General features: G+C 35.9%; 21 protein-coding genes and 1 pseudogene. 16 read left to right on the top strand and 6 right to left on the bottom strand.

Annotation, left to right across the window (positions count from 1 at the left end; genetic code table 11):
* The first annotated feature begins 94 nt into the window (after positions 1-94).
* The 3 genes from IPM14_11065 (at position 95) to IPM14_11055 (ending at position 3,752) form a co-directional block, all read left to right on the top strand.
* Entirely contained in the window at positions 95-2,602 is a 2,508-nt protein-coding gene (locus IPM14_11065) for a glycogen/starch/alpha-glucan phosphorylase (protein ID MBK9098631.1), read from the top strand.
* A 14-nt stretch (positions 2,603-2,616) separates the two neighbouring features.
* Complete coding sequence (locus IPM14_11060) at positions 2,617-3,111, top strand: VOC family protein (protein MBK9098630.1); 495 nt, start codon at positions 2,617-2,619, stop codon at positions 3,109-3,111.
* Positions 3,112-3,272: 161 nt separating this feature from the next.
* Positions 3,273-3,752, top strand: a complete 480-nt coding sequence (locus IPM14_11055) for a TerB family tellurite resistance protein (protein MBK9098629.1) — start codon at positions 3,273-3,275, stop codon at positions 3,750-3,752.
* 70 nt (positions 3,753-3,822) lie between these two features.
* On the opposite strand, the gene IPM14_11050 is transcribed toward IPM14_11055, so the two are convergent.
* On the bottom strand, positions 3,823-4,311 hold the full coding sequence (locus IPM14_11050; protein MBK9098628.1) for a glutathione peroxidase: 489 nt from the start codon (positions 4,309-4,311) through the stop codon (positions 3,823-3,825).
* Positions 4,312-4,563: 252 nt separating this feature from the next.
* Between IPM14_11050 and IPM14_11045 the strand changes: the two genes are divergently transcribed.
* Together IPM14_11045 and IPM14_11040 are read left to right on the top strand one after the other, a co-directional pair.
* Positions 4,564-6,390, top strand: coding sequence for a transglutaminase domain-containing protein (locus tag IPM14_11045; GenBank protein MBK9098627.1), 1,827 nt, complete (start codon positions 4,564-4,566; stop codon positions 6,388-6,390).
* Positions 6,390-8,384: a hypothetical protein gene (locus tag IPM14_11040; protein ID MBK9098626.1), complete on the top strand. Its 1,995-nt coding sequence runs from the start codon at positions 6,390-6,392 to the stop codon at positions 8,382-8,384. Before IPM14_11045 ends, IPM14_11040 begins: the two co-directional genes overlap by 1 nt.
* Before the next feature lie 29 nt (positions 8,385-8,413).
* Here IPM14_11040 and IPM14_11035 read toward each other — a convergent pair whose 3' ends face one another.
* Positions 8,414-8,650, bottom strand: coding sequence for a hypothetical protein (locus IPM14_11035; protein MBK9098625.1), 237 nt, complete (start codon positions 8,648-8,650; stop codon positions 8,414-8,416).
* Positions 8,651-8,880: 230 nt separating this feature from the next.
* Entirely contained in the window at positions 8,881-9,858 is a 978-nt protein-coding gene (gene pta, locus IPM14_11030; protein MBK9098624.1) for a phosphate acetyltransferase, read from the bottom strand.
* A gap of 188 nt (positions 9,859-10,046) precedes the next feature.
* On the opposite strand from pta, the gene IPM14_11025 reads away from it, so the two are divergent.
* From IPM14_11025 to IPM14_10975, 11 genes and pseudogenes are all read left to right on the top strand, one after another.
* Positions 10,047-10,748 carry a YggS family pyridoxal phosphate-dependent enzyme gene (locus tag IPM14_11025; GenBank protein MBK9098623.1) on the top strand — a complete coding sequence of 234 codons (702 nt, stop codon included), beginning with the start codon at positions 10,047-10,049 and terminating at the stop codon, positions 10,746-10,748.
* Positions 10,745-11,281, top strand: a complete 537-nt coding sequence (locus IPM14_11020; GenBank protein ID MBK9098622.1) for a DivIVA domain-containing protein — start codon at positions 10,745-10,747, stop codon at positions 11,279-11,281. Before IPM14_11025 ends, IPM14_11020 begins: the two co-directional genes overlap by 4 nt.
* Positions 11,282-11,284: 3 nt before the next feature.
* Entirely contained in the window at positions 11,285-12,109 is an 825-nt protein-coding gene (locus IPM14_11015) for a purine-nucleoside phosphorylase (GenBank protein ID MBK9098621.1), read from the top strand.
* Complete coding sequence (locus IPM14_11010) at positions 12,106-12,717, top strand: hypothetical protein (protein ID MBK9098620.1); 612 nt, start codon at positions 12,106-12,108, stop codon at positions 12,715-12,717. Before IPM14_11015 ends, IPM14_11010 begins: the two co-directional genes overlap by 4 nt.
* Before the next feature lie 8 nt (positions 12,718-12,725).
* Positions 12,726-15,879: pseudogene (locus IPM14_11005) on the top strand (isoleucine--tRNA ligase).
* 18 nt (positions 15,880-15,897) lie between these two features.
* Positions 15,898-16,599: a conjugal transfer protein TraR gene (locus IPM14_11000; GenBank protein MBK9098619.1), complete on the top strand. Its 702-nt coding sequence runs from the start codon at positions 15,898-15,900 to the stop codon at positions 16,597-16,599.
* A gap of 33 nt (positions 16,600-16,632) precedes the next feature.
* Positions 16,633-17,226 (top strand): signal peptidase II, encoded by a 594-nt coding sequence (locus tag IPM14_10995; GenBank protein ID MBK9098618.1) that lies wholly within the window; start codon positions 16,633-16,635, stop codon positions 17,224-17,226.
* Positions 17,223-17,912 carry a signal peptidase II gene (locus IPM14_10990; GenBank protein MBK9098617.1) on the top strand — a complete coding sequence of 230 codons (690 nt, stop codon included), beginning with the start codon at positions 17,223-17,225 and terminating at the stop codon, positions 17,910-17,912. Before IPM14_10995 ends, IPM14_10990 begins: the two co-directional genes overlap by 4 nt.
* Positions 17,875-18,864, top strand: a complete 990-nt coding sequence (locus IPM14_10985; protein ID MBK9098616.1) for an RluA family pseudouridine synthase — start codon at positions 17,875-17,877, stop codon at positions 18,862-18,864. The genes IPM14_10990 and IPM14_10985 overlap by 38 nt, the downstream gene beginning before the upstream one ends.
* A 61-nt stretch (positions 18,865-18,925) precedes the next feature.
* Positions 18,926-20,338, top strand: a complete 1,413-nt coding sequence (locus IPM14_10980) for a cysteine--tRNA ligase (GenBank protein MBK9098615.1) — start codon at positions 18,926-18,928, stop codon at positions 20,336-20,338.
* Positions 20,339-20,369: 31 nt separating this feature from the next.
* Positions 20,370-20,756, top strand: coding sequence for a response regulator (locus tag IPM14_10975; GenBank protein MBK9098614.1), 387 nt, complete (start codon positions 20,370-20,372; stop codon positions 20,754-20,756).
* Positions 20,757-20,759: 3 nt separating this feature from the next.
* Here the strand turns inward: IPM14_10975 and IPM14_10970 are convergent, their stop codons facing one another.
* From IPM14_10970 to miaA, 3 genes are read right to left on the bottom strand one after another with little or no spacing between them, the layout of a single operon-like run.
* The gene (locus IPM14_10970) at positions 20,760-22,235 is read right to left on the bottom strand and encodes an FAD-binding oxidoreductase (protein MBK9098613.1); all 1,476 of its coding nucleotides are present in this window, start codon (positions 22,233-22,235) and stop codon (positions 20,760-20,762) included.
* Positions 22,232-23,587, bottom strand: a complete 1,356-nt coding sequence (locus tag IPM14_10965) for a glycosyltransferase family 2 protein (GenBank protein MBK9098612.1) — start codon at positions 23,585-23,587, stop codon at positions 22,232-22,234. The genes IPM14_10970 and IPM14_10965 overlap by 4 nt, the downstream gene beginning before the upstream one ends.
* Positions 23,580-24,476 (bottom strand): tRNA (adenosine(37)-N6)-dimethylallyltransferase MiaA, encoded by an 897-nt coding sequence (gene miaA, locus IPM14_10960; GenBank protein ID MBK9098611.1) that lies wholly within the window; start codon positions 24,474-24,476, stop codon positions 23,580-23,582. The genes IPM14_10965 and miaA overlap by 8 nt, the downstream gene beginning before the upstream one ends.
* Between the last annotated feature and the right edge of the window lie 22 nt (positions 24,477-24,498).

Below are 24,498 nucleotides of genomic sequence, written 5' to 3'. Positions count from 1 at the left end.
TAATCAAAAAGATTTAGAGGATTTAATTATCATTTTGTAAAGATTACTCACAATCTTAAATTAGCCCCCGAATTTTATTTTTTAAGAAATCAGGATTTTAATGAAGCATAAACCGAAACTATCTCTAAACGGAAAAACTTCAATATTCTTTACTGACACTGAATCTCCAACTTCATATTCTCTCTCAAACCAATTTGCTGAAAACTTAGAGTTCCGTCTGATCAAAGACAGGATAACAGCTACCGGCTCAGATGCGTACTTTGCATTATCATTAGCGATCCGCGACAGACTTGTGAGAAAATGGCTGCGAACCCAGCACCAATATTTCCAGAGAGATACAAAAAGAGTCTACTATCTCTCACTGGAATATTTAATGGGAAGACTTCTTGGTAACTCATTAATTAATATGGATTACTATGATGAGTGCTATAAGATTTTAAAAGAAGATGGATACAGCCTTGAAGAAATCAGAGAGATTGAACACGATATGGGTTTGGGAAATGGTGGTTTGGGTCGTCTTGCTGCATGTTATCTTGATTCGATGGCAACTCAGGAGTTTCCGGCATTTGGTTATGGAATAAGATACGAATACGGAATTTTCAAGCAGGAGATTGAAAACGGTTATCAGGTAGAGTATCCTGACAGCTGGCTGCTTAATGGAAATCCGTGGGATATTCTGAGAAGAGACCTTGAGTATCGCGTGAAGTTTTACGGTAAAGCAGTCAAAGTTCAGAATCCGGATGGCTCTTACAAATTTGATTGGGTAGATACTGAAGACGTTCTCGCAATTGCTTATGACATTCCGGTACCCGGATATAAAAATAATACTGTAAATAACTTAAGGCTCTGGCAGGCTAAAGCTGCAACTGAATTTAGCTTTAAGGAATTTAATGCCGGTGATTATGTTGCTGCAGTTGCAACGAAGACTGATTCTGAAAATATTTCAAAAGTTCTTTATCCGAACGATTCTTATGTCCAGGGAAAATTTTTAAGATTAAAACAACAGTACTTCTTCGTATCCGCCACGTTGCAGGATATTATAAGAAAGTACAAAATAAATCACGATACATTCGATGAGTTTGCAGAGAAAAATGTAATCCAGCTTAACGATACACATCCTGTTGTTGCTATCCCCGAGCTGATGAGAATATTAATTGATCAGGAAGGTATGAGTTGGGTAAAAGCCTGGAACATTACCAGCAAGACTTTTGCCTACACCAATCATACAGTTGTTCCGGAAGCACTTGAAGAATGGTCTTTGCAGTTATTTGAAGAACTGCTTCCGCGCCACATGCAGATTGTATACGAAATCAACAGAAGGTTTATTGAAGATGTTAAAAAGAATTATTCAACCGATCCGAACATTATCTCCGGTCTTTCGATAATAAATGAAAGCGGAAGTAAATCAGTCCGGATGGCTAATCTTGCAATTGTAGGAAGTTATGCAGTCAATGGAGTTGCAGCACTTCACACAGAAATTCTTAAAACCAGGATCTTCTCACACTTTCATAAAATATTTCCCGGAAAGTTTATCAATATAACAAACGGAATTGCACCAAGAAGGTGGTTGAAGACAGCGAATCCATTCCTTTCAAATATTATAAGTGAACGGATTGGTGAGAACTGGGTTTATGATTTAAATGATTTAAAAAAGCTCGAACAATTTGCCGAACAGCCTGAGTTCAGAGAAGCGTTTAGAAGTGCAAAATGGCTTACAAAAAAATTATTAATTGATTTGATTGAAGATAATAACGGAATAATAATTAATCCTGAATCAATGTTCGATGTGCAGATAAAAAGATTTCACGAGTATAAGCGCCAGCTCCTGAATGTTCTTCATGTCATTACTCTTTACAATAGAATAAAAGACAACCCGAAAATTGAAATGGTTCCGAGAACAATAATCTTTGCCGGCAAAGCTGCCCCAGCGTACCAAATGGCAAAGCTTATCATCAAGCTGATAAATTCTGTAGCATCGATTATAAATAATGATACGGAGGTTGGCGATAAACTGAAAGTAGCATTCATTCCGAATTATTCGGTAACACTTGCAGAAAAAATAATTCCCGCTGCTGATCTCTCCGAACAGATTTCTATGGCTGGACTGGAAGCTTCAGGAACCGGAAATATGAAGTTTACTCTTAACGGTGCATTAACGATCGGAACAATGGACGGAGCGAATATCGAAATCCGCGAAGAGGTCGGTGAAGAAAATATTTTTATTTTTGGATTACTCGCTGATGAGGTTGTGAAATTAAAAAGCAGCGGATATAATCCTCGGACATACTATGAATCTAACCCGATGCTTAAAAGGGTAGTTGATATGATTGCTTCTGATTTCTTTAGCAAAAATGAGCCGGGAATATTTAAGCCGATAATAGATAGTTTAATGGGCGTGGATTACTACTGTCTCTTTGCTGATTATCAATCTTACATGGATGCACAGGATCAAGTAAGTAAATTGTATTTAAATCAGGATGAGTGGACAAAGAAAGCAATACTGAATGTTGCAAGAGTAGGGAAATTTTCTAGCGACCGTTCAATCCGTGAGTACGCAGAAAAAATCTGGAAAGTTGAACCGGTTAAAATCAATCAAACATAATCAAGAAAAAAATAATGAGCTACGAAATACATCCAAAAGCGAGAATAGGACATATTCATTTAACAGTAGGAAATCTGGAAAGAGCCGTTAAGTTTTACACTGAGATGCTCGGATTTTCTGTTACAGCAAAGTTTGGCGACTCAGCAATTTTTTTATCTTCAGGAAATTATCATCATCACATTGGTTTGAATACCTGGGCCGGTGAAAATGCTGTTGCTCCGCCCGCAGGTCACACCGGACTTTATCACTTTGCCATACTTTATCCTAGCAGGGAAGAGCTTGCAAAAGCTTTCAAAGTTTTGTGGGAGAATAAATATCCGATCGAGGGTGCATCTGATCATGGAGTTTCAGAATCGATTTACTTAAAAGACCCTGATGGAAACGGAATTGAACTTTACTGCGACAGACCGCAGGAAGAATGGCCAGTTGATGAAGAGGGTAATGTTGTGATGTTTACCAAAGCATTAGATCTTCCAAACTTGCTTTCAGAATTGAATAGTCAAGATTAAAAATTAGTTGGCTTGTCATTCTGGCAATCCCGACTTTAGGCGGGAGAGTCCAGAATTCCGTGGCTACATAAAACTCAGATTCCCGACGCGTCAACTTTGTTGACTTGCGGGAATGACACAGGTGATCCAACCGAATAAAAACACTAAATAAGAAGTATAATATGTTTGAATATTTAAGAAAAATTCTTTCCGCAGAGAAAGAAGAACAAATAGTTCAATTACAAAAAATTGAAACTTCCAAATCCCCCAACAAAAAATATCGGGTTGCGACCGCTGCTTTACTCGTTGAAGTAGCAAAAGCTGATGGAGATTTTTCGGAAGATGAAAGAAAAAGAATAATCAACCTGATGAAAAAAGATTTCGATCTCGACGATGAATGTGTGGGTGAACTACTGACACTTTCTGAACAAAAAGTCAAAGACAGCATCAGCGTTTATGAGTTCACGTCAGTTATCAATGAAACTTTTTCACAAGCAGAAAAAATTGAATTGTTGAAAAATCTCTGGCGGATAATTTATGAAGACGGCAAGCTGGATAGTCACGAAGACAGGCTCATCAAAATTATCGGCAGCACGTTGAATCTTGAACACAAAGATGTTATCGGAACAAAGCTTTTTGTAAAACAGGAATTGGGGAGATAATAGTTTAAAATGTCATTCCGGAAAGTTCACGAATGGTGAACTTGTCCGGAATCTTAATACTAAATAGCAACTACTTTTTTAACTCTCTCTCAATCGCAGAAATTACTTCATCACTTGTCGGCTCAACTTTGGTTCTAAACCTGTTCACAATTTTTCCATCCTTCGAGATAATAAACTTTTCAAAGTTCCACTTGACGTCACCTTTCTCTGTAACGGCATTATTAATCAATCTTTCATAAAGCGGTGATTTATCGGCGCCAAGCACTTTTATTTTGTCAAACAATTTAAATGTCACTCCAAATTTTGAGCCGCAGAAATTCTTGATCTGTTCATTTGTGCCGGGTTCCTGTCCGCCGAAATCATTACATGGGAAAGCAAGTATTTCAAATCCCTGTGGATTATATTTTTCAAAAATTTCCTGCAAACCGGCGTACTGTTTTGTGTAGCCGCATTCACTTGCAACGTTGACTATCATCAAGACTTTTCCGTTATAATCTGAAAGGCTAATGGTCTTACCAGACATATCTTTTACTTCAATATTATTTATATCTGATTGCATTTTATTACTTTCTTGTTTTTGTGGAAATAATTGGATTACACAAAATATATGAATTAAAACAAGATATGGATATATTTTTTTCATTAGTTGTTCACTGTTAATAATTATCAAATAATATTTTGAATTTAATTTAATACAGAGATGGATTTTTCAAAATACCATTTTACTGGTAATAGTTCATTTTTATGTAAGAGTGATTTGCATTGACATAATTAAAGATTATTTTAGAATGAGAAATAAAAAACATTTGATATGATTTTTTATGTAACTGCTATTTCGCTATTCTTTTTCCTATCTGCTACTTTCTTCCCACAGGATGCTGATTTCTCTATAAGTAAATCTATAGAAATTGACATCGATGATATAGAAGATGGTAAATATAAATTCACATATTTAGAAAAGAATATTCTTACCAGGCTTACGGAAACAGATACTGATTCCAAAGATTTTATTATTTACGAGAATTATTTTAATGAGACTAACAGTATCGAGGTGCGATCCAGATCGGTTATGTTTTATAAAAGAAATATTCCTTATGTAATTCCTGAAGATGAAGATATTTTTATTTCCGGAGGGAAATTATATTATTTCAGCGTTCCTGAAGGTATAAAAAAGGGCGAATCATGGAGGTATGAATTTGAACAGGACTATATTGATGTCACATATCTACCGTTAGTTTGGTTAAACAATAACTATGAATATGAATCAGTTAAATTAATATTCTCTCATCCGGATGATATCAAGCCAATATTTAATGTTCAAGGAATATTTCAAGAGTATCCGTTTGACGTGAAGTACGTTGACACCGACGAAACAATCTTCGAAATAGCCAATATTAAACCCTCAAATAAATTAAATTATTTTCCATTTAACGATTACTTGCTTTTTATTTTCATTGACCTTCAGAAACAGGGAACCAGCATAAATAATGTTACACCCGATGAATTTGTTGATTGGTATTCTTCTTTAACATCGATAAATCCAGAATTAGAACAAAAAGATAAACAAATTCTTTCAAAAGAAATTTCTGCATGTTCTACACAAACAGAGAAGATTAAAACTATTTACAATTTTGTAAGGGAAAATTTCAGATATATAGCAGAAGAACAGGGAAAAAATTCAATTGTACCTCGTATGCCATCAGTAGTATTAGCTCGCGGATATGCTGATTGCAAAGAAAGGGCTTCGTTAATGTCAGCCATAGCACGTGAACATGGGATTGATATAAACATGACTTTGGTGACTAAAGAAACGGCTGTCGGCAATAAATATATTTATATAGATAAATTCGATCATGTTATTTGTTCGAGTACAATAAACAACGAAACCATATTTTTTGATCCAACTGCAAAGTATTGTGAATTTGGCAACTTGCCCGATTACAATATTGGCAGAGATGCATTTATATTAGATTCAGACAATCCAACATTGCAAAAGATTAAAGCACCGGTCCAGGAACCTTCTTTCGTAATAAACATTTATGCATCATCTGATTCGCTCGGAACAGCAAAAGCAATTATAACATTGCACAATGATTACTTTTCCTATGCGAAGCATGCAATTAATGACTTGAGTGGTGCAAAATTAGAAAATTTTCTTTCAGCAATTGTGCTTAAGAACTTATATAAAATTTCATTGGATTATTTTACCGAACAGTTTGAGACAGAGAATTCATTAACATTTAGTACTGATGCTGATTTATCTGAATTTGTCATTTCATCTGCTTCAAAAAAATATATTCCCAAAGTACCTTTTCTTTTTCTCGATAGAGATGTTCTGGAAAGGGCCAAAGATTCATTGAGTTTCTATTTGCCCGAGAGAATTTCGATGGAGTTAAATATTATTCTGGATAACCAAAATTATTCATTTGAGCCCGATTCTCTTTATCTATCAGATAAAGAAGAATTAACATTATTTAAATCAAGGATACGTGAATTTGATAATAACAAATTGTTAATATCTTATTCATTAGCTATAGAAGAAAAAAAGTTGAACAATCAACAAAAAAAAGAGTTTATTAATTTTTATGATAGTTATCTAATAAATAAACCTAATATGTTTATTCTTAAGGCTAAATAATGAAATTTAATATAAGCACCTTCCTCAGTTTATTAATTTCACTTTACTTGTTAACGAGTTGTACTGTTTCAAAACGTCTAACTTCAATACAAACTGCTCCAACCGATTCGGAGCTTGCTTCTACTTCAATAAACATTGATACATTGATAAATAAATACTCAAAATACGATGGAGTATATCTTAATATTAAAGATATATACGAGCATTCTGCAACAAAAGGTAATCCATTGTTCAGTCGGGGGGGTGAATGGAAATATCATAGAATATATTCGGTGAAGTATTTAGTCATTAATCCCGATAATGAAAAATTGACTACAATAAATACAACGCTTTCGCAGAATGCGGTAATTAATAGTTATTACCTTGTAACCATATCTCCAGACAGAAGCATTAAACGATATGATAAAAAAAGTCTGATCGCCGAAAAGGATTATGAAGGTAACATTAACTACAAATTTGCCATTCCTGATGTGAGAAAAGGAACGATGATTGAATACGGACTGGATCTATCATATTACGGAGGTCCATTGAATTACTTCATTGAATTGCAATATGAAATGCCTTGTGAGAGGCTTTTTTTAGAATTTGCTTATCCTGACTGGTGGAAAATAAAGACAAAAAAAGTTGCCGTCGGTACTGATATTGACTACACAGTAACTAATAATAAAGAAGAGAAGAAAACTATACTGTCATATAATGCAGAGAATATCCCACCAATTACACCCGAGCCATTTGCCCCATTCTTTTATGAGGTAGCCAAATATCTCAGAATCAATTTCACTTTAATTGATCTGGTATATCCAATAGAAATTTACAAAGACTGGATCGAAATTGCAGATGAATTTAAAGATTACTCTATGAATAAAGAGAGTTTCTTATCAAATAAAGCAGGAGGCAAATCAGACGAACTTACTGAAGATCTTGAGAGTCCTTTATCAAAATTAGATACTATCGTCAACTTTATTCAAAAAAATATTACCGTTGCTGAAGATAATAAAGATAGAAAATTTGGAACTGTTCTTCGTGACAGGAAAGGTAGTATCTATGAAATATGCGGACTTACCGAGGCAATGCTAAGTGAGGCTGATCTGGAAGTTGATTATCTGTTGATACACTCTGCCCGTACAGGATATCTCGATTATGATTTTGTATCTTATGATCAATTTCAAATACCCGCTATTAGAGCAAAGATCGATGATGTTTACTATATAGTAATACCTTATTACAAATATCTTCCGATAGGCTATTTACCTGATGATTTACAAGAGCAACCTGCTTTAATAATATCCAATAATGAAAAAGTTCACGGAACATATTGGAAGATTCCTCTTGATACTGTTACTAACAATATTATTTCTGAAGATTATAATATAACTATCACTCCCGATGGATTGCTAAATGTGAAGGAAGTAAAAACTGCTTATGGTGATTTTGGTTATGAACTGAGAGAATATTTTGATGAAAGAAAAGAAAAAGAGATCGAAAAGGATATCAGGGATATATTAACTTACACTGAAGGAAACATCGATGTATTGAGTCACGAAATTGTTAACATGGAGAATACCAGTGAACCACTAAAAATAAAAATTGAATACACAATAAATAATCTTGTTACACTTACACCCGAAGAAATTCTTTTCCAAACTGGTGGATTACTTTCACCCTCATCAAAATTTAAGAAGCGTCTGGATCCTAAGGAAAGAGTAAACCCAATTGTTATATATTTTGATCAGCTCTTTCAAAAAAATATTAAAATAAACTTCCCCAAAGAATGGGAAGTACTAAAGAAAATTGAAAATGTTAATTTTGATAATGAGTTTGGAAAAATTGAAGGTTATTATTTGTATGCGGATGGATTGATTTCAATTGAACAGAAAAGTTTTCTAAAGAAAAACAATCAACCGAAAGAAAAGTTTGAAGAATTTTTAAAAATCACTGGTAATCTCTCTCTGCTCCAAGTTCCTGTAATTATCTTTAATCCGATAAATGAGTAATTTGAAAATATTTTTTTAGAAAAAAATCTTCATTCAGAAATTGATCGAACAAGATCCATAACCAGGCAGGAAGTAAGCGGAACTGCTGCTCTTAACTTCCGAAATAAATAAATTTTTGAACCAGCAAACTGTCCCAGGAAGAATGCCGGTACAGTAAAGAAAAGTGTTTCGACCTCGAATCCAATATCAGTAAAAAACCGAAATAAAATAATTAATGCAACCGGAAAATGAATTGCCAGAAAAAACTGAAGCGAATATCTTCTCACATTCGCCCGCCAGTACCCGAAAGGGATATTAATTATAAATGCAAATAATGTCAAAAAAATAATGTTCATCCTTTGACAAAATATTATAGTTAATTTTATGAAACAACGTAGCGCGGGACTCCAGTCCTGCGCTTAGTAATACGAGGCACAGGTCTTGAGACCTGTGATACGAAATTGGTTTTGAACATACAAAAACCCCCTCCTTCGGAGGGGGAAGGGGGAGGCCGTCCTCAACTCATCAACGCAGCAATAGCCGCTGTGTTTGCTATATCCTCAACACTGCAGCCGCGGCTCAAATCGAAAAATGGTTTTTTCAATCCCTGAACCATTGGACCGACAGCTTCTGCTTTACCCCATCGTTGTGCAATTTTGTAACCGATATTTCCTGAATTTAAATCAGGGAAAATCAGGACATTTGCTCTACCGGCAACATTACTGCCTGGTGCTTTCTTCTTTCCGATTGATTCAATGACGGCCGCATCGAATTGCAATTCACCGTCAACATTCAGGTCCGGTCTTTTTGAACGAATGATTGCAGTTGCATTTAATACTTTATCAACTGCTTCATGCTTTGCACTTCCTTTTGTTGAGAAGGAAAGCATCGCAATAAACGGTTCTTCACCGGTAAGCTTTCTGTGGTTATCAGCAGTAGAAATTGCAATATCTGCCAGCTGCTTTTCATCAGGATCGGGAACAACGGCGCTATCTGCAAAAGAATAATTTTTATCCGGGAAAAGCATCAGGAAGAAGCTTGATACAATTGAAATTCCTTCCGGCATTCCGATGCACTGAATTCCTGCTCGCATTACATCCGCAGTTGCAGAAGCTGAACCTGCAACGCTGGCATCAACCATATTTTCTTTTACCATCATCGCAGCAAAAAACAAATCCTGCTGAACAGTACTTCGAGCCTGTTCGATTGTTACACCTTTGTGCTTGCGAAGGTTGAAGAAAATATTTGTAAAGTCGCTCAGCTTGTCTGATGTTGTTGGATTGATGATTCTTACTCCTGTCAAATCAACATCCAGACGCTTTGCATCTTTGTGAATCCGGTCTTCATCACCGAGAGTAATTACTGAAACGGTTTTTTCATTTGTTAGTTTCTCCGCTGCCTTGAGGACTCGTTCATCGTGGGATTCAGGAAGGATAATTGTCTTTCTTGCCTTTGATGCTTTTTCCTTTATCTCATTTAGCAACTTAATTTCCATAATGTCTCCATATTTTTAAGAAAATGACATTGAAAATTACAAAAACGGATAATGATATTGTGTGATTAATTGAACTGAATCTTATTCACTTATAGAAAAGTTGAGTGAATTATTTGCCGAATAATTTTTCCTTCATTTAGATTGATTTTTGATGCCGAATAATATACATTCACAGCCTTAAAAATTTTATGATTGCACAAAATATAAGGCATCTCAGGGATCGAATAGCTGCCAAATGTGATGAATTTAAGCGAAATTCGCAAGAAATCAGGCTAATCGCAGTTTCCAAGTTTTTCGGGATAGATGCAATAACCGAAGCTCATCGGCTCGGTATTACTGATTTTGGTGAGAACAAGGCTCAGGAGCTGAGAGATAAATATGAAATAGTCGGTGATAAAGTAACCTGGCATTTCATCGGTAATCTCCAGAGGAACAAAGTTAAGTACGCCGTAAGAGCTGCGGCATATATTCATTCAGTTGATTCGGCTTCTCTCGTTGATGAAATAAATAAAGAAGCAAATAAGTTAAACAAGGTTCAGAAGATTTTATTGGAAGTTAAAACATCCTCCGAAGAAACAAAATCCGGATTAAGTGATGAAGAGGAAGTACTGAAACTTGTGAAGCACTGTTCAAATCTTCCGAATGTCGAGCTGGTTGGACTAATGACAATGGCAGCGTTTACTGAAGATGAAAAGATAATCAGAAAAAGTTTCGCTGATTTGCGTAACTTAAAAGAGAAAATAAATAAAAATGGTTTTGACCTCAAAGAACTTTCAATGGGGATGACAAACGATTATGAAATTGCAATTGAAGAAGGAGCAACTATGCTGAGGATTGGTTCCGCAATCTTTGGTCAAAGAGACACAACAAAAGACTGGAGGCAGTCATGAAGCTTTCACCGATCCTGATCAAAAAACAGGAATTTGAAAAATCAATGAGAGGTTATAATGTTGAGGAAGTGCAGGCATTCCTCGAAAAATTATCAACCGATATTGAAGAACTTCTCAATGAAAATGAACAGCTGCAGAATGAAGTGAATAGACTCAAGAGTGAGCTCGATAATTTTCACAGGATAGAGCAAAAACTTCAGGAAAAAATTTTAAAAACAGAGGAAGCTTCTGCACAGACAATTGAAGCAGCGAAGAAGCAATCTGCAGTTATAATTAAGGAAGCGGAAATAAAAGCATCGCAGGTTATTCAGAATGCAGAAGAAAAAGCAAATCAATTGCAGAATGCTATTATGGTTTTACGTGAGGAAAAGGATTTGATAATTGCAAGATTAAAAGCAATTGTAGGCTCGCAGGCAAATCTTCTTGAAGGAAAAGTAAAAGATGCCGGACAGGAACCGAAGAAACCGGTGGTCAAGGAAAAACCGCAAAAGCTAGACATTGACGTTGACGGAATTGTAGATAAACTCTTATAAAAAATGGGCAAGCTGATTTCAAATATTGATGAAACTCTGGAAGTTATCAGAAAGCATACTTCAGAGAAATATTCGATTGGAATTATTCTCGGCACCGGTCTGGGCGGACTTGTGAATGAAATTAATGTCAAGCATCAAATTGATTATGAAGACCTTCCGCATTTTCCGATCTCAACAGTTGAATCACATCACGGAAAGCTGATATTCGGAACAATCAACGGAAAGAATGTTGTTGCGATGCAGGGACGCTTTCATTTTTATGAAGGATATTCGATGCAGCAGATTACTTATCCGGTTCGCGTGATGAAATTTTTAGGAGTTGAAACTTTGCTTGTTTCAAATGCTTGCGGAGGAATGAATCCTCAGTACCGAAAAGGCGATGTGATGATTATGGTTGATCATATAAATATGCTTGGCGATAATCCTCTCATCGGCAAAAATGAAGATGAACTCGGACCAAGATTTCCTGATATGAGTGAGCCGTACAATTTTGAGTTGATTGCATTGGCAGAAAAAATCGCATTGGAAAATCAAATAAAAGTTCAAAAAGGAGTTTACGTTGCTGTACCCGGACCAAACCTTGAAACAAGAGCCGAATACAGATTTCTGAGAGCGACAGGTGCAGATGTAGTTGGAATGTCAACCATCCCAGAGAATATAGTTGCGAATCATATGGGAATGAAAGTGCTCGGAATCAGCATTGTAACTGATGAATGTTTTCCTGATTCTCTCAAGCCCGTTAATGTTGAGGAGATTATCGCAGCAGCAATGCAGGCAGAACCGAAAATGACATTAATTATGAAAGAAATAATTAAGAGGCTGAAATGAAAAAATTTATTAGCTCTTACAGTATACCATTACTGCTTGGTTTGCTAATCTTCACCTCAAATTTTCTGAATACATCCTTATTTAATTTCGGAGACAGAAATTTTGCAGTATGGTTTGTTCTTTCGATTTTATGTTTTGCTTGCGGCTGGTATATCAACAGAACAATCGGTTGGCAGCGCGGCGGAAGGATTGTATTTGCTGTAATCGTAGCTGTGACAATACTGAGTATTGCTATTATTGTTTTCTTTAATGAATACTTTGGAACATTTGAGTTGCTTGCAGAGAATCTTGTTCTTTTCAGTTTGAGGAACATTACTTTGGGTGCAATGGGAATTTTTGGAATGGCAATCCAGGAAATTGTAAGTGGTGAAAAGGAAGCATTAGTCCTTAGAGAGAAAGTTAAAATATTTGAAGCGACTGCCCCGGACACAAAAAAAGAAGCTGAACTTTTAATAAAAGAAGCAAGATTAACTGCTGATACAATAATTAATGCAGCTGAATCGAATGCAAAAAATACTTTCCTGAAAAAGGAAAGAATTGAGCAGGAATTAAAAGAGTTTATTCAGATAGAACGAGAACTGATAAAAAAATACGAAGAGCTTAAATAGATTTTAAAATGTATAAGCAAGGTTTGGAAAAAATAAAATATCCGGAGACCGAACAGGAAATATTAAAGTTCTGGTCGGAGAAAAAGATTTTTCAAAAGAGTGTGGAATCCCGCTCTCCTGAAAAATCATTTACGTTTTATGAAGGTCCTCCGACAGCAAACGGCAAACCCGGAATCCATCACGTTATGGCGCGGACACTAAAAGATATCGTCTGCAGATACAAAACTATGCGTGGTTACCGTGTTGAAAGAAAAGCAGGCTGGGATACTCATGGTCTTCCCGTTGAAATTGAAGTTGAGAAAACTCTCGGCATAAAAAATAAAAGTGAAGTAGCAAAGTTCGGGGTCGAAAAATATAACCAGGCATGCCGCGATTCTGTTTTTACCTACCTCGATCTCTGGGAGAAGATGACCGAGCGGATGGGCTACTGGATTGATCTAAAGTCTGCTTACATAACGTTGACAAATGAATACATCGAATCAGTCTGGTGGGCGCTCAAAACTCTCTATGATAAAGGACTTATTTATAAAGATTATAAAATCGTTCCGCAGGATCCGAAATCTGAAACTGTTCTGTCAATGGCAGAACTGGCACTCGGTTACAGGGAAACAAAAGACCCGTCAGTCTATGTTCTCTTTAAATCGAAAGATCAAGATGAATACTTCTTAGTCTGGACGACCACTCCGTGGACATTAATTTCAAACGTTGCTCTCGCAGTTGGTTCCGATGTTGACTATGTAAAGGTTCTTCACAAAGAAAAGAAAATTATTCTCGCGAAAGAATTGCTCTCAACGCTGGATGGTGAGTATGAAATTCTTAAAGAGATGAAAGGAAAAGATTTAGAGGGAGTTGAGTACGAGCAGCTTTTACCTTATGTAAAACCGAGCAAGAAAGCATTCTTCGTTTGTCTCGGTGAGTTTGTAAGTACGGATACCGGTTCTGGAATTGTTCACATTGCACCTGCTTTCGGTGCGGACGACTATGACCTTTCAAAAAAATATAATCTCCCGATGCTTCAGCCTGTTGACAGAGGCGGAAGATTCACATCCGAAATTACTGATTACGCCGGACAATTCGTTAAAGATGCCGATAAAGAAATTATTATAAAACTAAAAACAGAAGGCAAGCTCTACAAAAAAGATACAATAGTACATACTTATCCTTTCAGCTGGCGAAACCAGGATGTTCCTGTAATTTATTACGCTCGTGAATCTTGGTTTATCAGAACCACCAGTGTTGCAAAACGGATGATCGAGCTTAACAAAACTATCAACTGGCAGCCGCCGGAAGTTGGTGCAGGAAGATTCGGAAACTGGCTGGAAGAAAATAAAGACTGGGCATTATCGCGTGACAGGTTCTGGGCTACTCCGCTTCCTTTCTGGATAAATGAAGATGGAGATATTCTTCCAATCGGAAGCATCGAGGACTTGAAAAAAGGTTTTATAGTTGAAAACAACAAACGAATCCCTGTAAGTGAAATTGATAATATCGATCTCCATAAACCATTTGTTGACAAAGTACAATTCGAGAAGGACGGAAAGATTTATTCGAGAACTCCAGAATTAATTGATGTCTGGTTTGATTCCGGAGCGATGCCTTTTGCACAATATCATTATCCTTTTGAAAATAAAGAGTGGTTTGAAAAGAAAGCTTTCCCTGCTGATTTTATTTGCGAAGGTATTGATCAGACAAGAGGATGGTTCTATACTATGCACGCAATTGCTACAATGCTGTTTGATAGTGTTGCATACAAAAACCTTATTGTCAATGAGTTGATTCTTGATAAGAGCGGAATGAAAATGTCAAAGTCAAAAGGCAACACAGTCGATCCTTTTGTTCTTTTTGAAAAATATGGTGCCGATGCGACGAGGTGGTATCTTGTAACAAACAGTCCTCCTTGGAGACCAACTCTCTTCGATGAAGAAGGATTGCTTGAAGTTCAAAGAAAATTTTTTGGAACGTTGTTGAATACATATGCATTCTTTGCTTTGTATGCGAACATAGATGGATTTGAAAATAAGCAGGCGCAGGTTCCTCTTTCTAAAAGAGAAGAAATTGACAGGTGGATCCTTTCAAAACTTAATTCATTAGTTGAAGCTAATATTAAACTGATGGATGAATATGAAGTAACAAAAGCGGCAAGGGCAATTTCAGATTTTACAATTGATCATCTGTCAAACTGGTATGTAAGAAGATGCAGACGCAGATTCTGGAAATCTGAGATGAACGAAAACAAGCTGGCTGCGTATCAGACATTATATGAATGTCTTGTTACAATTTCAAAACTTATTGCCCCTTTTGCACCATTTCTCGCAGAGGAATTATTCCAGAATTTAAATACTGTCACAAAAAGTGAAAAGATCGAGTCTGTCCATCTTGCTGATTTTCCGGTCAGAGGCGAGATTGATAAAGAATTAGAACAGAAAATGGATGTTGCACAGCACGTTGTGTATCTTGTTAGAGCGATAAGAGCAAAATCAAATTTAAAAGTCAGGCAGCCTCTGAAAGAAACTTATTGTTGTTGTTGAAAGAAATATGAGAGATGCTCTGTCGAAGATGAAGGATGTAATTCTAGAAGAAGTGAATATTAAAGAACTTGAAATTCTTGATGACGATTCAACCTTAGTTCATAAGTCAGCTAAAGCAAACTTTAAAGCTATCGGACCAAAATTCGGTAAGAATGTAAAAGTCATTGCGGAGAAAATTAAAAACTTTACCGCTGCGGAAATTAGCTTAGTCGAAAAAGGCAATTTAGTTACAGTGGAAGTTGATGGTGAAAACTTATCAATCAGTAAAGATGATGTGGAGATACTGTCCGAACAGATTGCAGGCTGGATTGTTGAAAGCGAAGATGGTGTAACAGTTGCTGTTGATACTCAGCTTACACAAGAACTTATTTCAGAAGGACTGGCGAGAGAGTTCGTAAACAGAATTCAGAATATGAGGAAAGATGCCGGTTTCCAGGTTACTGATAAAATAACCATCGCGTTTGCAGGAAACTCAGAATTCAACTCAGCGATTGATTCATTTAAAAATTATATTGCAATAGAAACACTTGCGGAAAAAATAGAGAACAAAGTTGAGCTTAATGGCGGCTTTGTTCAGGATTGGAAAATCGGCAGCGAAGAAATTAAAATTAAAATAGAAAAAGTAAGTATTTAATTATAGGAGTAAATCACAATGGCTAAAAAAGTCGTTAAAAAAACAGTCAAGAAAACAGCAGCTAAAAGACCTGCTGCAAAAAAAGCGGCACCAAAGAAAGTTCACAAGAAAACCGCCGCAAAAAAAATCGTTAAGAAAACGGTTGCCACAAAAAAATCAGCTGCGAAAAGTTCAGTTGTTAAAAAAGAAGCAAAACCAATAAGAAAAGCGGTTAAAGCTGTATCATTCAAAAAAAGCAAATTGCCAAAAGCCCCGGTTGAAGTTAAAGTTGAAGACATCGTTGAATCAAGAAATAAAGCGATTGCCAAGATAAAAGGTTATGGTAAAAGAGACCTTGAACATTTCAGACAGATCATCCTTGAAAAAAGAGATGAAATAATTGAACAGCTCCAGAACCTGAAAGAGCAGATGCTTGATCCTACAACCGGCGAATACATAAACGAGAATTCTCCTTATTCACTTCATATGGCTGAGCAGGGAACCGATGCGATGGAGAGAGAAAAAACTTTTCTTTATGCTCAGAGAGAAAATAAATTTCTCGGGTATCTCGAAGATGCGTTGAAAAGAATTGATGCGGGCACGTATGGTATTTGCGTGGAGTGTATTGACGAACCGCAGCATTTGTGTGAGACTTGCCCTCTAATACCAAAAGAAAGATTAGAAGCAGTACCGCACAGTCAGCACTGTTTGCCGATAAAGCAGAGACAAGAAAAGAAATAGCATCTCTTCTCAGCAGAAAGCAGAAGCGTAATATTGAAAATTCTTTTTTTTCCGTTATCTCTTTTCCTTATAGATCAGATAAGCAAAATATCGGTCAGAGGTTTACACCTGCCGATGTTCAACATAAGTTATGACGGAATAAATCCTGGTCAAACCAAACCAATTATTAATGATGTGCTGAACATTACTCTGGTTGAAAATCCCGGAATTGCATTTGGTATAGATCCCGGCGAATCTTTGAGAGATTTGATACTGGTAATCACTATTCTAACCTGCATTGGTTTTTTCTCTTATCTGGTAGTTGTGAAAAACCCTGACAGAAAAGTTCGGATTTCAGTTGCACTGATTCTTGGCGGCGCAGTTGGAAATTTATTTGATAGAATATTCTACGGTGTTTTCTATAACTACGCACCTTTGTTCCAGGGAAATGTTGTGGACTTTCTGGATATAAAATTTTTTAGGATTTTTATCTTCGATAATATACACGGCAATTATGTCTTTAACTTTGCGGATATCTGTATTTTGTTTGGTGTAGTTCTGTTGATATATGTCATTTTAACCAGGAAAAGTCATAAACCGGATGAGTTGGTTCCAAAGCTCGTTGAAGACGGAGAAGAAAAAAATTGAGAGTATTATATATTACATTCGCTGTAATTTTCATTGACCAGGTTTCGAAATTCTATATCAAAGGAATTTCTATTCCTTTTCTGAATATTAATTTCGAAGGGATGTATTTTGGAGAATCTATTTCAGTTATCGGAGATTTTTTCAGAATTACTTTCACTGAAAACCCGGGGATGGCATTTGGTTTTGATCCGGGATCGGATTTTAAATTATTTATTTCCGTGTTTTCACTTGTAGCAAGTGTCGGATTGCTCATCTATCTTTTCACTATCCGGAAAAAATCGCTCAGTCTCAAGATTGCAATTGCATTAATACTTGGTGGTGCCGTTGGAAACGTAATTGACAGAATGTTTTATGGAATGATTTACGATTATGCCCCACTCTTTTACGGAAAAGTAGTTGACTTCTTCGATTTTGACTTTTTCAATTTCTCGATATTCGGGCGGAGCTACGGCCGTTGGCCGATTTTCAATATTGCTGATGCGGCAGTTTCCATTGGTGTTTTAATTCTGTTAGTTTTTTATAAACATCACGAAGCAGAAGATAAAAAGCTGAGAGAAGCTGAAGAGATTGCGAACAAAGAAGTAAATCATTCCGGTGAAACTTCTGATAGTGAGCTGCCTTCTAAAAATATAAATGATGGTTTAAGCGATGGTGAAACTGATAAAGGAAAAGAAATATCGGTTTGAAATACCGGAGGGGAAAAAGAAAGAAAGGCTTGATGTTTTTCTTGCCAGCTCGATTGAAAATGCAACCCGTTCTAAAGTTCAAAAACTGATTGATGCAAAATTTGTAACTGTAAATGGCGTTACGGTTAAATCAAATTACCACGTAAAACCATTTGATGTAATCGAAGCATTTCATCCGATAACTCCGCGTCCTGAAGAAACTGAACCTGAAGACATTCCTCTCGATATTATTTATGAAGACGATTATCTGCTTGTGATAAACAAACCTGCAGGAATGGTCGCACATCCAGCTTATGCAAATTATACGGGGACATTGGTAAATGCACTTCTTCATCATACAAGAAAACTCAGCGGATTAAATGAACCCGGAAGACCGGGAATTATTCACCGCCTCGATAAAGATACAAGTGGATTGCTTGTTGTTGCCAAAGATGATTTTACTCACGTAAAAATTGCAGAGCAGTTCAGCAAGCGAACAGTTGATCGCGAGTATCACGCAATATGCTGGGGTAAATTTAAAGAGAAGAAGGGTGAAATTAATTTTAACATTGTCCGCAGTAAAAAAGACAGAAAAAAATTTTCAGTGAGCGAAAGTGAAGGAAGAACAGCTCTCACTTTATACGAAGTTCTCGAAGAATTTGAGTTTACTTCATATCTGAAAATAAATTTAAAAACCGGAAGAACTCACCAGATCAGAGTCCATTTATCGGGGATTGGCAAACCTGTATTTGGTGATCCAACTTACGGCGGACGTCAGGTCGTTTTTGGTTCTGAACTTCCAAAAATTAAAGCAAGAGTTCAGAATCTGCTGGAGATTATTCCGAGACAAGCATTGCACGCAAAAACAGTTGGATTCTATCATCCGGTAGAAAAGAAGAAGATGTTTTTCAATTCTGAACTTCCAGATGATATGAAACACCTGATTCAAAAATTGAAATCAATCGAATCCTAAAATTCAATTTTTAATTAGTTATATTTTGAAAGCTTATTAATTCTAAATTACTACTTTAATGCTGAAATTATACAACACACTTACAAAGCAAATCGAGGAATTCATTCCTCTGAATCCGCCAAATGTTGGAATGTATATCTGCGGACCAACCGTTTATGATTATTTTCATATCGGTAATGCACGAACATTTATTATGGCAGATATCATACGAAGATATCTTGAGTATAAAAAATACAATGTTACTTATATAATGAACCTGACAGATATCGATGATAAGATCATTAAAAAATCTATCGAGGAAAAAGTTCCCGCAAGTGAAGTTGCTAAAAAATATTCGGATGCTTTCTTTGATGATATAAAAAGACTAAAGATCAAGCCGGCTACATTCTATCCTAAAGCAACTGAGCATATGGATAAAATTCTTGGAATGATAAAAGCACTCCTTGATAACGGTGCAGCTTACAATGTTGATGGAAATGTTTTCTACAATGTCTCCTCATTCAAAACTTACGGCAAGTTGAGCGGTAAAAAAATTGATGAACTCGAATCCGGTGCAAGAGTAGAAGTGATGGAGGAAAAGCAGAATCCACTTGATTTTGCACTCTGGAAAAAATCAAAAGAGGGTGAACCTTTCTGGAAAAGTGAATGGGGAAATGGTCGTCCCGGATGGCATATTGAATGTTCTGCAATGAGCTGCAAACATCTCGGAGAATCATTTGACATTCACGCTGGCGGAAATGATTTGATATTTCCTCATCACGAAAATGAAATTGCCCAGAGTGAAGCAGCAAATAAAAAATCATTTGTAAAATACTGGCTGCATTTTGGATTTCTGAACATCAACAAAGAAAAAATGTCAAAATCACTTGGCAACTTCTTTACTGCAAGAGAAGTGCTTTCCAAATATTCTGCTGAAGCGATCCGGTTATTTTTTGCACAGGCTCATTACAGAGGTCCGGTTGATTTTACAGCTGAACTGCTTGACGCAGCCGAAAAGGGATTGGAAAAATTTAAAAATCTTCAGGCGACTATCGATACGGCACTTACCAAAAATAAATCCGACGGAGTAAATCCTGATTTTGATTTCAAATCTTTTGAGAGTCGTTTTACTGAAGCTATGGATGAAGATTTTAATTCTCCTCAGGCAATAGCAGTAATTTATGACTTTGTTAAGGAAGTCAACCGGGTTATTGCAGAGAAGGAAAACATTGATATCGATTTTTATATTCATGTAAAAGAATTTTTAACGAACACCGCTCAGAATGTTTTGGGAATAATATCCTTTGAGGAAAAAGAAATGAAGCAGGATTCTCGCCTTGAAAATGAATTGATAAAGTTATTAATTGAAGTTAGATTAAGAGCAAAGTTGGAGAAGAATTTTCAGCTTGCTGATGAGATCAGGAAAAAATTAGAATCTCTTGGAATCACTTTAAAAGATACCAGGGAAGGAACTGATTTCATTAAGCGGCAATAGCAAAGTCAATTTTCTGCTTAAGGAGAACGTGATGCAAAAAGAAAAAGGGGTTTCAGATTCAATACTGTACATTGAGGACGATAGTGCAAACCGTGAAATCGTCGTGATGTTTCTAAAAAACCATTATATGGTTGAAACAGCTTCTGACTCAACTGAGGCTTTTAATAAACTCAACCAAAAAAAATTCGCAGTTATCTTGCTTGATATTAATCTCTGTCAGGGATTAAATGGTTTTGAACTTGCAAAGAAAATAAGAGAAGATAAAAATTATTTCGACAAACCTATTATAGCTGTAACAGCTCATGCTTTCAAGGAAGCCGAAATTAGAATTATGAATTGCGGCTGCTCAGATTATATTACTAAACCATTCACAAAAAAAGCTCTTCTTGACAAAATTAATAAAGTGCTTATCAAGTGACTATTATTTTGTATTGAATAAATTCCCGCTGCACAGAATTAATTCCGGATCTAAAGTCTTCTTTATCCTGAACATCTGCTCAATTATTTCTGCTCCATACATCTCGTAAAGAAGTTCTTTCTTATTTTTTCCAACGCCATGTTCTGCAGAAAAAGTGCCGCAGTAGTTAATTGCAGAAATGCACAATTCCCTATAAAGTTTCTTTGCCTGCTCAAATTCTTCCTGATTTTTTGGAAGAATATTTAAATGAATATGTGAATTGCCGAAATGTCCGTAGATAACATAATCAAATCCGGCTGACTCAACGTCTTTTTTTAATTTGAAGTAAAATTCTTTTAGTTTGTTATCAGGAACAGCGAAATCAGTACCAAGCTTTCTTAAATTTTTTGACGAAATAAAGTCATTAACCTTCGCTGAGATTCTGTGACGGAATTCAATGAAACGTGATTTATCTTTTTCATTCATTGCTATCCAGGAATTACTCAGATCTCCGTGATGGTTTTCTACCAGACCAATCCACAATTCGGTTATATCATTACCGGATTGTTCATCAGTTTCCTGTTCAAACCATACAGCCGAATTTGCATTTACCGGAATATTTGGATAATCGTCTCGTAAAAATTCCAGCGCATTCTTGTCGAAGTATTCTAATGACAAAGCATCAATAGCAAGTTTATTTTGACTTTTTCTTGATTCGTATGATTCAGTTCTCGCTTGCTCAATAAAATTTAATCCAGCTTCTTCTGATTGAAAAAAAATCACCGCAGAAAGAATTGTTTCAGGTGCCGAAAGTAATTTCAATTTAATTTTGGTTATAACTCCAAGCGTTCCTTCCGAACCAATAAATAAATCGATGATATCCATATTCTCTTTGCAGAAGTATCCGGCAGTATTTTTTGTGGTTAATATTTTGGTGGATGGAATTATTAATGCAAACTCTTTTCCGTTTGAAATAGTAAATGATAAATTAAAATTGTTAGCAAAAACCTTTCCTCTTTTAAGAGCAAGCAATTCACCGGTTGGCAAAACGATGTCGATACCAAGTATAAAATCTCTTGTTGGTCCATATTTGAAAGTTTTTGAACCAGAAGCGTTGGTGGCAACCGTTCCTCCAAGGAAACAATTCAGTTCTGTTGGATCAGGCGGGTAGTAAAGCTTTAACGGCTTAATGATCTGCAGGAAATCTGAAAGTAGAACTCCAGGCTCAACAACTGCATATTTCTCTTTTTCATTTATCTGCAGAATTTTATTCATCTTTTCTGTTGAAAGAACGATTCCTCCATTAGGCACACATCCGGCTGATAATCCTGTCCTGTTACCGCAGATAGTTACTTTTGTATTTTCTTCATTTGCTCTTTTTAAAATTGTAACGATATCATCTGTGTTTTCCGGATAAACTACTGCATCACAATAGCCTTTAGTATTCGAAGCATCTTTAAGATAATCCTGTATTTCGTTCTGTTCGGTTTTTATTATCATTGATTCATTTCTTCGTGAAGTTGAAATTCAAATGTGCGCATTTCGTCAAGCAACAATAGCAGATCATCTACTGAATTATTATTAACATTTTCCAAATCAAATTTAGGAGTATAATTAGCAATCTGAAAAAACTTTTTAGTTCCGGAAAATAAATCCATCATCGGAAAAGCTTTATCTCTCAAATAATGTGTCAGCTTGAGCGTCTCAAAAGCATCGAACCAATTCTTTCTTTGATAATCTAATTGTCTGACTGATTTACTGTTCTCAAGTATTTTGCTCCAATCCTGTGTGAACTTTCTCTCGATCAGAAAATTGAATAATTCAAAATGATTTTTTTTTGCTTCTGCGAGTAATAACTCAATGTTCACTGATAAATCAGAGTAAGACAATTCCAGCCAATTTTTAATAATTAAATATATGTCCGGATCGTACACCAGAATTTCTTTTTTATTTGAAGAGAGTTCCATCATAGTTCTTCCTGTGCCGAAAGGAACCCTCCACGATTCGCGCGAAGAAGGTTTTACCTTCGTATTAAATATTCGATCAATTTTATAATGCTTGGCAAGTTTTTCAAGAAAGTAAAAATCTTCTGCAGCTTTTTTTGTGTTCATACCACCTGTGGTGATGTAGGCATCATGATCACATACGACGGTTGAGCCAACAGTATGGAAAGCAAATGGTGATTTTGCGAATAGAAGTCCAGCAACATAATGCCGCAAAAATATTTCGTATGAAATTATCCCCGATTTGTGTATACCGCTCTCAGAAAGATTATGTTCGAATTCAATATTTGCAACAGAAATTTTTTTTGTCTCAAAGGAATTTATTATTTCCTGAAGATAGTTTTTTTCAACAATGCAATCGGCATCCAACGAGATAATTATTTTTTTATTTTGAGTTGAATAATCAAAACAAGTTAACGACAAATCCATTCCAACTTTTCTTGAAAGTCCCACACCACTCAATTTCTCACCAAATTCTTTTCCTTCGAAGGAAGCATCGATTAGTCCGATCCTCAATCCTGATTCCAAAATGTCTTTTGATAACTGATCGTTAGATTTGCCGTGTATTATTTGTCTTAAAAATTCAATGGTGCTTTGATTATCCCTCCTAATTTCATCATCTGCGGTAACAGAATTGTTCACAATAAAAATTACGAGACTCTTCTCCAAACTAGCACTGTCATTCTTGATTAATGAAATTAAAAGTCTTTTTATATTCTCATATTCACTAATGGCTGGCACGACAATAACAGCTTGTATCCCGGAAACTTCTTCCCACTCGAGCTGCCAATCCTTGTAAGATTTTTTTTCGAGGTAATGAAAAACGTTTGCAGGAAGAGTTTTATTCATTATTCAATTTAGAAAGGACAAAATTTTCTATTTCGTCGTACTGTTCGGGACGGAACCAGTTTATTTCGACCCCTTCTTTCTCCATCTTTCGGAACCACGTCATTTGCTTCTTTGCGAATGTGTGAATTGAGCTGTTAAGTTTCTGGAACATATCGTTATAGTTAAGCTTGCCTATTAAGTGCAGAGAAATAAATTTGTACTCCAATCCAAAATTCTGAAGCTTTTCATGTGATACTCCTTTTTGAATTAACCCTTTTACTTCATCTATCATTCCGTTAGCTAATCTTGATTTTAATCTTTCAGTTATCCTGTTCTTTATTTCCTCGCGATTCAGTTTTATCCCAACATTTAAAGAGTTGATATTAATTACTTTATTATCAGATTGCTTTCTTGCTTGTTCGATTAGAATTGCTTTTATAAGTCTTTTTTGGGAATTGAAATCGGTAATATTGTGCAGTTTTGGTTTTAACTGTAATAGCATTTCCTGCAGTTCAGACATAGATTTTTTTCCTAAATCATCAGTTTCAAAGTCAGTTACAGAAGGAAGTTGATACGACTGGAGAACTACAGACAAGTACAATCCTGATCCGCCAACCATTAGTGGAAACCTGCCGGCATTTTTAATTGATTCGAGTGATAATTTAAAATCCTGTGCAAAACGGAAAATATTGTATTCTTCAGTTGGATCAACTATATCAATCAGATGATATTTAATATTATTTTTTTTGAACTCGATAAGATCCTTTCCTGTACCGATATCCATACCAGTATAAACCTGTCGGGAATCAGCCGAGATAATTTCACCATTTATCTTGGAAGCAAGATTTACTGCTATTCTCGTTTTACCAACAGCAGTCGGTCCTAAGATTGTGACCAATTCGAAAGGCATGATTATAATTTATTTGGGGTAA

The sequence above is a fragment of the bacterium genome (assembly GCA_016716565.1).
GTDB lineage: Bacteria > Bacteroidota > Ignavibacteria > Ignavibacteriales > Ignavibacteriaceae > IGN2.
The sequence above is the reverse complement of the archived record's forward strand: the minus strand, read 5'-3'. Positions and strand labels throughout refer to the sequence as shown.

Bases quoted from the DNA above. Each gene is read 5' to 3' on its own strand.
- IPM14_11060 (MBK9098630.1), top strand. From the start codon at position 2,617: ATGAGCTACGAAATACATCCAAAAGCGAGAATAGGACATATTCATTTA.
- IPM14_11055 (MBK9098629.1), top strand. From the start codon at position 3,273: ATGTTTGAATATTTAAGAAAAATTCTTTCCGCAGAGAAAGAAGAACAA.
- IPM14_11050 (MBK9098628.1), bottom strand. From the start codon at position 4,311: ATGCAATCAGATATAAATAATATTGAAGTAAAAGATATGTCTGGTAAG.
- IPM14_11045 (MBK9098627.1), top strand. From the start codon at position 4,564: ATGATTTTTTATGTAACTGCTATTTCGCTATTCTTTTTCCTATCTGCT.
- IPM14_11040 (MBK9098626.1), top strand. From the start codon at position 6,390: ATGAAATTTAATATAAGCACCTTCCTCAGTTTATTAATTTCACTTTAC.
- pta (MBK9098624.1), bottom strand. From the start codon at position 9,858: ATGGAAATTAAGTTGCTAAATGAGATAAAGGAAAAAGCATCAAAGGCA.
- IPM14_11025 (MBK9098623.1), top strand. From the start codon at position 10,047: ATGATTGCACAAAATATAAGGCATCTCAGGGATCGAATAGCTGCCAAA.
- IPM14_11020 (MBK9098622.1), top strand. From the start codon at position 10,745: ATGAAGCTTTCACCGATCCTGATCAAAAAACAGGAATTTGAAAAATCA.
- IPM14_11015 (MBK9098621.1), top strand. From the start codon at position 11,285: ATGGGCAAGCTGATTTCAAATATTGATGAAACTCTGGAAGTTATCAGA.
- IPM14_11010 (MBK9098620.1), top strand. From the start codon at position 12,106: ATGAAAAAATTTATTAGCTCTTACAGTATACCATTACTGCTTGGTTTG.
- IPM14_11000 (MBK9098619.1), top strand. From the start codon at position 15,898: ATGGCTAAAAAAGTCGTTAAAAAAACAGTCAAGAAAACAGCAGCTAAA.
- IPM14_10985 (MBK9098616.1), top strand. From the start codon at position 17,875: ATGGTGAAACTGATAAAGGAAAAGAAATATCGGTTTGAAATACCGGAG.
- IPM14_10975 (MBK9098614.1), top strand. From the start codon at position 20,370: ATGCAAAAAGAAAAAGGGGTTTCAGATTCAATACTGTACATTGAGGAC.
- IPM14_10970 (MBK9098613.1), bottom strand. From the start codon at position 22,235: ATGATAATAAAAACCGAACAGAACGAAATACAGGATTATCTTAAAGAT.
- IPM14_10965 (MBK9098612.1), bottom strand. From the start codon at position 23,587: ATGAATAAAACTCTTCCTGCAAACGTTTTTCATTACCTCGAAAAAAAA.
- miaA (MBK9098611.1), bottom strand. From the start codon at position 24,476: ATGCCTTTCGAATTGGTCACAATCTTAGGACCGACTGCTGTTGGTAAA.